The organism is Microcella sp. (assembly GCF_033763155.1).
GTDB lineage: Bacteria > Actinomycetota > Actinomycetes > Actinomycetales > Microbacteriaceae > Microcella.
In genome coordinates this window covers 1-7,188 of record NZ_JANRKZ010000253.1, presented here as the reverse complement: position 1 = coordinate 7,188, position 7,188 = coordinate 1, and the positions used below count along the sequence as shown (strand labels likewise).

Annotated in this window: 8 protein-coding genes; 4 read left to right on the top strand and 4 right to left on the bottom strand. The window is 67.2% G+C overall.

Annotation, left to right across the window (positions count from 1 at the left end; translation table 11 throughout):
* Positions 1 to 369, top strand: a 369-nt coding sequence (locus SFU54_RS10975; RefSeq protein WP_319016312.1) for a chromate transporter, incomplete at its 5' end; no start/stop codon positions are given.
* A gap of 28 nt (positions 370 to 397) precedes the next feature.
* Here SFU54_RS10975 and SFU54_RS10970 read toward each other — a convergent pair.
* The 3 genes from SFU54_RS10970 to SFU54_RS10960 all read right to left on the bottom strand — a co-directional run bounded on the left by SFU54_RS10970 (position 398) and on the right by SFU54_RS10960 (position 1,764).
* Positions 398 to 916 (bottom strand): DUF4282 domain-containing protein, encoded by a 519-nt coding sequence (locus tag SFU54_RS10970; RefSeq protein WP_319016311.1) that lies wholly within the window; start codon positions 914 to 916, stop codon positions 398 to 400.
* A 72-nt stretch (positions 917 to 988) separates the two neighbouring features.
* Positions 989 to 1,312 carry an MGMT family protein gene (locus tag SFU54_RS10965; protein WP_319016310.1) on the bottom strand — a complete coding sequence of 108 codons (324 nt, stop codon included), beginning with the start codon at positions 1,310 to 1,312 and terminating at the stop codon, positions 989 to 991.
* Positions 1,312 to 1,764, bottom strand: a complete 453-nt coding sequence (locus SFU54_RS10960) for a GNAT family N-acetyltransferase (protein ID WP_319016309.1) — start codon at positions 1,762 to 1,764, stop codon at positions 1,312 to 1,314. The genes SFU54_RS10965 and SFU54_RS10960 overlap by 1 nt, the downstream gene beginning before the upstream one ends.
* 119 nt (positions 1,765 to 1,883) lie before the next feature.
* Between SFU54_RS10960 and SFU54_RS10955 the strand changes: the two genes are divergently transcribed.
* The 3 genes from SFU54_RS10955 to SFU54_RS10945 all read left to right on the top strand — a co-directional run bounded on the left by SFU54_RS10955 (position 1,884) and on the right by SFU54_RS10945 (position 6,426).
* The gene (locus tag SFU54_RS10955) at positions 1,884 to 3,098 is read left to right on the top strand and encodes an NADP-dependent isocitrate dehydrogenase (RefSeq protein WP_319016308.1); all 1,215 of its coding nucleotides are present in this window, start codon (positions 1,884 to 1,886) and stop codon (positions 3,096 to 3,098) included.
* A gap of 80 nt (positions 3,099 to 3,178) precedes the next feature.
* On the top strand, positions 3,179 to 4,429 hold the full coding sequence (locus tag SFU54_RS10950; protein WP_319016307.1) for a hypothetical protein: 1,251 nt from the start codon (positions 3,179 to 3,181) through the stop codon (positions 4,427 to 4,429).
* A 59-nt stretch (positions 4,430 to 4,488) separates the two neighbouring features.
* On the top strand, positions 4,489 to 6,426 hold the full coding sequence (locus SFU54_RS10945) for a heavy metal translocating P-type ATPase (RefSeq protein ID WP_319016306.1): 1,938 nt from the start codon (positions 4,489 to 4,491) through the stop codon (positions 6,424 to 6,426).
* A gap of 33 nt (positions 6,427 to 6,459) precedes the next feature.
* On the opposite strand, the gene SFU54_RS10940 is transcribed toward SFU54_RS10945, so the two are convergent.
* On the bottom strand, positions 6,460 to 6,882 hold the full coding sequence (locus SFU54_RS10940) for an Hsp20/alpha crystallin family protein (RefSeq protein ID WP_319016313.1): 423 nt from the start codon (positions 6,880 to 6,882) through the stop codon (positions 6,460 to 6,462).
* Positions 6,883 to 7,188 lie beyond the last annotated feature (306 nt).

Here is a 7,188-nt window from a genome sequence, read left to right as displayed (position 1 = left end):
CCGCTCTTCACGTTCGCCGCCTACCTGGGAGCGGCGATGGCGCCCGGCGTCGAGGGCCTGCTGCTCGCGGGCGTAGCGCTCGTGGCGATCTTCGTGCCCGGGCTGCTGCTCATCGTGGGCGTGCTGCCGTTCTGGTCGGCGCTGCAGTCACGGCCGGGCGTGCAAGCCCTCGTGCGCGGTGCGAGTGCCGCGGTCGTGGGCGTGCTCGCCGCCGCACTCTACGACCCCGTGGCGACGAGCGCTCTCGTCGACGCTCCGACTGTGGCGCTCGCGGTGCTCTGCACGGTGCTGCTCATGGTCGTGCGCGTGCCGGCGTGGGCCGTGGTGCTGGTCGGCGCAGGCGGCGGGATGCTCGTGGCGGCGTTGTGACCGCGCGCGAGCATCCGCCCCGCACGCGCTAGCGGCGGCGCAGCCCCGCGGTGTTCTCGGCGATCGCCACGAGCGCGACGTTGACCTCGACGATCATGCGCGCGAGCACGACGGCGACGAGCGTGGCGATCGGTGCGCCGACGATGGCGGCGAGCACTGTCAGCAGGCCCGGGACGGGCTGCCCGCCCGTCATGAGGCCGACACCCGTCACGACGACGCTGAAAAACGCGACGAGGCCCGAGAGCACGATGCTGACGAGCAAGATCGCGTAGATGAAGCCCGCGATGCGGCGCGTGATGAACGTCGTGAAGCGAAAGTCGACGAGCGCGCGAAAGAAGCCGGGCGCGGCGCTCAAGTCGAGTGCCATGAGCTGGTCAGCGAGTGGGGCCGGGGTTGCGGCCGCGGCGGGCGCGGCGGCGGGCGCAGTGGTCGGCGCAGCGGCCGCTGGCGCCGTGGCAGCGGGGGCCTTGGCGGCCTTGGCGGTGGTGGGCGCGGCAGCGGTCTTCGAGTTGCGCGTGCGCGGTGCGTTAGGGGACGAGTCGGTCACGAGAACCTCCGGGGTTCGGGATGCGCGGCGCTCGCCGCTCACCCGCACAGTAGCGCCGCGCCGGGTCGAGGGCTAGGAAGGCGCCCAGCGTGCCGCCTGCAGGTTGAGGCGATACGTGTGCGGGTCGTGCTCGGCCGCACCCCCGCGCAAGGGCGTGCCTTCTGCCCGATAGTGGGCGAGCGCCTCGGCCTCGTGACCCTCGGGCGGGCGACCGTCGGCCCGCACCACTCGCCACCACGGCACACTCGAGCCTTCCGTTGCCATGACGCGCCCGACCGCGCGGGCGCCGCGCGACCCGAGCTCGGCCGCGACATCGCCGTAGGTCATCACGCGCCCGGCGGGAATGTCGGCGACGACGAGCAACACGGCACCGCCGAAGTCGAGCGGCGCCGACATCAGATGGTCAGTGCGCCGATCTTCTCGCCGTATTCGGTGTCGCCCATTTCGACGAAGCCGATGTGGCGGAAGAACTCGCCCGGGCCGTCGTCTCCGGTCTCCCAGATGACGGTCACGGTGTGGAATCCGCGCTGACGAGCTTCGTCGGCGAGGGCGTGCACGGCGAACTTGCCGATGCCTCGGCCTTGCGCCGTGGCATCCACATTGATGCGCCAAATGCAGCTGCGAAACTCGGGTTTGGGGTTGTCGGCGTCGAAATTGCCGCGGATGAAGCCAACGACGTCGTCACCGTCGAGCACGACGCGCGCCCACGTGGTCGTGGGGTTCACATAGGCGTCGGCGGCCGAATACGACACGGGCGTGACGAACTGTTCTTGGCCCGGCCGCAACGTCAGGCGGTTCGCCGCCACGATGGTCTTGGCCGAGAGCTCTTCGAGTCTTAACGTCCCCATGCTCCCCAGGGTAGACGGTGAGTCCGACCTCGGGGGCGCGCATCTATCTCGACATCGAGACAACCGGAGCGAACCGATAGGCTGACCGGCGATACATCACTGACGGAAAGGCACCTCTCGTGGAGAAGATCAAGGTCGAAGGAACGGTCGTCGAGCTCGACGGCGACGAGATGACTCGCATCATCTGGCAGTTCATCAAAGACCGCCTCATCCACCCCTATCTCGACGTGACGCTCGAGTACTACGACCTCGGCATCGAGCACCGCGATGCCACGAACGACCAGGTCACGATCGACGCCGCGCACGCCATCATCAAGCACGGCGTGGGCGTCAAGTGCGCCACGATCACGCCCGATGAGGCGCGCGTGAAAGAGTTCGGCCTTAAGCAGATGTGGAAGAGCCCGAACGGCACGATCCGCAACATTATCGGCGGCGTGATCTTCCGCGAGCCCATCGTCATCTCGAACATCCCGCGCCTCGTGCCTGGCTGGAACAAGCCCATCATCATTGGCCGTCACGCCTTCGGCGACCAGTATCGTGCCACCGACTTCCGCTTCGAGGGCAAGGGCACGCTCACGGTCGAGTTCACGCCCGAAGATGGCTCAGAGCCCATGAAGTTTGAGGTCTACCAGTCGCCCGGTAGCGGTGTGGCCCAGGTGCAGTACAACCTCGACGAGTCGATTCGCGACTTCGCGCGCGCCTCGCTCAACTACGGCCTCGCGCGCAACTACCCCGTGTACCTCTCGACGAAGAACACGATTCTCAAGGCCTACGACGGTCGCTTCAAAGACCTCTTCGAAGAGGTCTTCGAGGCCGAGTTCAAGAGCCAATTCGAGGCCGCGGGCATCACCTACGAGCACCGCCTCATCGACGACATGGTCGCCTCGGCCATGAAGTGGGAGGGCGGCTATGTCTGGGCCTGCAAGAACTACGACGGCGACGTGCAGAGCGACACCGTGGCGCAGGGCTATGGCTCGCTCGGCCTCATGACGAGCGTGCTCACGAGCCCCGACGGCAAGGTCGTTGAGGCCGAGGCCGCGCACGGCACCGTGACGCGGCACTACCGCTTGCACCAGCAGGGCAAGCCCACCTCGACCAACCCGATCGCGTCAATCTTCGCGTGGACCCGCGGACTCATGCACCGCGGCAAACTCGATGGCAACCAGGCCCTCATCACCTTCGCCGAGACCCTCGAAGACGTCGTCATCACGACGGTCGAGAGCGGCAGGATGACGAAAGACCTCGCGATTCTCATCAGCGCCGAGCAGCCCTACCTCACGACCGAAGACTTCTTGGCGGCGATCGACGACAACCTGAAGTCGCGACTGGCCTAGTATCGGCATACCGACGAAAGCTGGCACATACTCGGGGGCTTTCGGCGGATCTTCCGTACCTCTCACTGAAAAGTGGTTCCGTGACTCATCTTCGTCGCTCAGCTTTTGCCATCGGCGGTCTCGCTGCGCTCACGCTCGCTCTGTCAGGGTGTGGCGAGTTGGTGGTTCTGAACCCCGGCTCGGTCGCAACCTGCCCCAGTGACACGCGGCCCGTCGTGCTTGAGACGAGTCAAGACGCCAGCGGTGAGCAACTCGAGATTCACTACGAGGGCCCGAGTGAGCTCGCCGTGGTGTTTACCTACGGGTACTCGGTCGAAGACATTCCCGAAGCGGCCGCAACGGGCGCCTACGCATACTCCCAGTCATCGTCGGCGAGCGCGCCCCCGGGAGATACCGCGTATTTGCTCCGCCTTGACCCCGCGAGCGATGCCGGATGGGTCTCGAGCGACAACGCGGGAGTGTTGACGGCGACGTTCACGGGCACGATCGACGAGCTGCTCGATGGTCGAAATGCATACCTGGAGCTCAGTCAAGGAACGATCATCGCTGAGGTGGCGTCGGCCTTTGTGGCGGTGTCGTGTGACACGGCTCTCACGTCGGGGGAGGTGGAGACGGTAGCGTCAGACCCCGCTCTCGCCCCTGATTTGTTGCTCGCCGCTCCGCTCAACCCCGACACGGTGCGAATCGGGCCATTCGACATCATTTCGCAATCGACCGTCGACGGCGTCACGACCGGTACCCTGCGATTCGCTGCAGGCACGGCAGCGCTCTTCGGCGATTTCGTTCCGTCAGACGTTGCTGAGGCCACTCTGGTTGTCGATGCGGCTGATGTTCCGAACGACACGTTCTCGCAACTCTGGTTTCAAGAGTACGTTCGCGACGCAGAGACCGTCGGAACCTTCGAGATCACGAGCCCCTTGACCCTCACGGGTGACATGACATTCGAGGTGCGAAGCGATATTGCTCCTGACCCGTTGCCGGCCGGGCCGCACATCTTGCGCATTGTGTTCGGGAACACTGACCTGGTGTACCCCACAGCGGGGTTGGTGTCGGTGTCGAGCGAATTGTCGACGGACCAGGCGCGAGCTGTTGACGCCGACGAGTTTGCTCCGGCCGCAGCCGGCGACGCGAAAGCGGTGTTCTTCACCCTCGAGTACGACCCCATCACGGGAATTCTGATCGACGCCGCGATTCCGCTGGATGCTGCGCAGCCAGAACTTGCCGACACCGGCGCAGCGCCGTTCGAGGCAGCAGCGCTCTTCGCGGGCATCCTGCTCTCGATCGGTATTGCACTGGTTCTGGTGCGCCGCCGGCGTTTGCCTCAGCAGTAGCGAAAGCTGGGGCCCTAGGGCACTGGCACGAAGCAGGGCGGGGGAGTAGACCTAGCACTATGACCCGTGTCGTCGTGCTCGTTCGCCGCTTTCCGCTCGTGGCGGTCACGATCGCCATCGGCGTCGTAGCCGGGGTGCTCGTTGCGACGGGGCTCGAGCCAGCCGCTCGCTGGGTCATTTCGCTCTACGCCCTCACGATCGCGGCGGTCGAAGCCGTGCGCATGATTCGCGGGCTGCTGTCGAAGCAGTTTGGCCTCGACATTCTTGCCGTCACGGCCATCGTGAGCACCATCGTGGTGGGCGAGTACTGGGCGAGCTTGCTCATTGTGCTCATGCTCACGGGCGGAGAAGCGCTCGAGGTGGCGGCCGTGGGTCGTGCCCAGCGCGAGCTGCGGTCATTGCTTGATCGCGTGCCGCAATTGGCACACCGCATCGAGGCAAACGGCGACGTGGTCGAGGTGCCCGCCCACGAGGTGCGTGTGGGTGATCGATTGCTCGTGCGCCCCGCCGAGATCGTTCCCGTGGATGCTGAGCTCGCGAGTGCGCTCGGCGGCTTCGACGAGTCGTCGCTCACGGGCGAGAGCCTGCCCGTCGACAAGGTCGCCGGCGACGCCGTGCTGAGCGGCTCGGTCAACGGGCCGGTCGCGGTTGAGGTGGTCGCTACGGCGCTCGCCGCCGACTCGCAGTATCAGCGCATCGTCGAACTCGTGCGCGAAGCCGCGAGTAGCAAGGCACCGCTCGTGCGCCTCGCCGACCGGTATGCCCTGCCCTTCACGGCCGTCTCGCTCGGCATCGCTGGCCTGGCCTGGGCTCTCAGCGGCGACCCCGTGCGCTTTGCGGAGGTGCTTGTCGTCGCGACGCCCTGCCCCTTGCTCATCGCGGCCCCAGTTGCCTTCATGGGCGGCATGAGCAGCGCAGCGAAACGCGGCATCGTCATGAAGAACGCCGGCTCGCTCGAGAAGCTCGCGCGCGCCCGCACGGTCGCCTTCGACAAGACCGGCACCCTCACGGTGGGCCGACCCGAGGTTGTCGGCGCGCACGCCGAGGCCGGCTTCACCGAGAGCGAGCTCGTGCAGCTCGTCGGATCGGCCGAGCGCTACTCATCGCACGTGCTCGCCGAGTCGTTGCAGCGCGCCGCTGGTGACCGAGGGCTGCCGCTTCTCGAGTCACGCGATGCGCGCGAGGTGCCGGCGCACGGCGTCATCGCGACGATCACCGGCCGTGTCGTCGTCGTCGGCAAACCGGCTTTCGTTGCCGAGCACGCCCCCGATGTCGTCGCGCACCCGGGCGCGAGTGGCGAAGCCGTGATCTACGCGGCCATCGACGGGCGCTTCGCCGGCGTCGTGGTGCTGAGGGATGCAGTGCGCACCGATGCCGCCGACACTCTCGCCGCGCTACGCGCCCTCGGAGTCACCCGCACCCTCATGGTCACGGGCGACATCGCCGCGACCGCCGAGCCCATCGCCGCGGGTCTCGGCATCACCGACGTGAATGCTGAGTGCTTGCCCGACGACAAAGTGCGCATCATTCGCGAGCTTCAGCCCCGCCCGGTTGTCATGGTGGGCGACGGAGTCAATGACGCACCCGTGCTCGCCGTGGCCGACGTCGGCATCGCGATGGGGGCCAAGGGCTCCACCGCCGCGAGCGAGTCGGCCGACGTCGTGATTCTCATCGACGACCTCGCGCGCGTGGCCCGTGCGATCGCCATCGGCCAGCGCACGGTGCGCATCGCGCTGCAGAGCATCTGGCTCGGCATCGCCATCTCGATCGCCCTCATGCTCGTCGCCGCGGTGGGCCTCTTGCCCGCCATTGCGGGAGCCGCCCTGCAGGAGGTCGTCGACCTCATCGCGATCGTCGGTGCACTGCGCGCAGTGCGCGCGGGGGCTGCGCCCGTGCCGGGTCTGGATGCTCCGCTCGCAGGCCCCCGCACACGCACAGGCCCCGTGCCGGTCGCTGTGGGCGTTACCGGCACGGGGCCTGTGACGGGCGACGGATAACCCGTCAGCGCACAGGGTTGCGCGAGGCGCTGGCTAAGCCGCCACCTCGGTGCGGTCGCTCGTCGTCGCGACGGCGATCTTGCGCGGCTTGGCCTTCTCCAACACGGGGATCATGACGCTCAGCACCCCGTTCTCGTAGTGAGCCGAAATGTTCTCGGTGTCGATGTCACGGCCAAGGGTGAGCTGGCGCAAGAACGACCCTGCCGCGCGCTCGCGGGCGAGCCACTGCACACCTTCTTGCGAGCGGGGCGTGCGCTCGGCCCGCAGAGTGAGCAGCTGCCCGTCGACATCGACATCGACCGAGCCCGGGTCGATTCCCGGAAGCTCAGCGGTGAGCACATAGTGGTCAGCGTCGCGGTAGAGGTCGATCGGCATCACGCGCGGGCTCTCGCGACGGTCGAGCAGGCTCGCGGCAACGCGGTCAAGCTCGCGAAACGGGTCGAGGTTCATGATCATCACGGTCTCCTTCACGTCGGCCGCCGGATCAGCGGCTGCGATGGCTGAAAGTTGAGTCATGGTGGCTCAACAATCACGATGTTAGCACTCGGGTGGGTCGAGTGCCAGAAGTTCGCGCACGGCGAAAGACCCGGTCAGCCCGGGTTATGACGACAACGGTGGGGTCTAGTAGCCCGCGAAGTAGTCGGTGTGCACGCGCCGCACTCCACCCCGGCGCAGAGCCGTGCGGGCTGCGGCCACGATCGCGGGCGCGCCGGAGACGTACCCGCGCCGCGAGGCGAGGTCGGGCACGTGCTCGCGCAGGGC

Coding starts and splice junctions, on each gene's coding strand:
- SFU54_RS10965 (WP_319016310.1), bottom strand. CDS start 1,312: ATGTCGGCGCCGCTCGACTTCGGCGGTGCCGTGTTGCTCGTCGTCGCC.
- SFU54_RS10960 (WP_319016309.1), bottom strand. CDS start 1,764: ATGGGGACGTTAAGACTCGAAGAGCTCTCGGCCAAGACCATCGTGGCG.
- SFU54_RS10945 (WP_319016306.1), top strand. CDS start 4,489: ATGACCCGTGTCGTCGTGCTCGTTCGCCGCTTTCCGCTCGTGGCGGTC.
- SFU54_RS10940 (WP_319016313.1), bottom strand. CDS start 6,882: ATGATCATGAACCTCGACCCGTTTCGCGAGCTTGACCGCGTTGCCGCG.